1 protein-coding gene is annotated in these 439 nt (G+C 52.2%); it reads left to right on the top strand.

Annotated elements, in window-relative coordinates; all coding sequences use genetic code 11:
• Nucleotides 1–342 (top strand): ATP-binding protein (locus GVL52_RS29185; RefSeq protein WP_160012751.1); only part of this gene is annotated, 342 nt, incomplete at its 5' end.
• Nucleotides 343–439: the final 97 nt, after the last annotated feature.

The following is a 439-nucleotide window of genomic DNA, read 5'->3' as shown; positions in this document are numbered from 1 at the left end:
CCCAGCCTGCTGATCCAGCCGTTGGTGGAAAACGCCATTGTCCACGGTATCCAGCCTTGCAAAGGTAAAGGCGTTGTCACCATCAGCGTTGCAGAGTGCGGTAATCGGGTACGCATTGCGGTGCGAGACACCGGGCACGGCATCGATCCAAAAGTCATTGAGCGGGTCGAAGCGAACGAAATGCCGGGCAATAAAATTGGTCTGCTGAATGTCCATCATCGCGTGAAGTTATTGTATGGCGAGGGGCTGCATATCCGCCGCCTGGAACCAGGAACGGAAATTGCGTTTTACATTCCTAACCAACGCACCCCAGTCGCCTCACAGGCTACGTTATTGCTTTGAGCCGGAGTGATATTGTGAAAGTCATCATTGTTGAAGACGAATTCCTGGCACAACAGGAACTGAGCTGGCTAATTAAAGAGCACAGCCAGATGGAGAT

It is taken from the genome of Rhizobium sp. 18055 (genome assembly GCF_902706285.1).
In the GTDB taxonomy this organism is placed as follows: Bacteria; Pseudomonadota; Alphaproteobacteria; order Rhizobiales; family Rhizobiaceae; genus Rhizobium.
The sequence above is the reverse complement of the archived record's forward strand: the minus strand, read 5'-3'. Positions and strand labels throughout refer to the sequence as shown.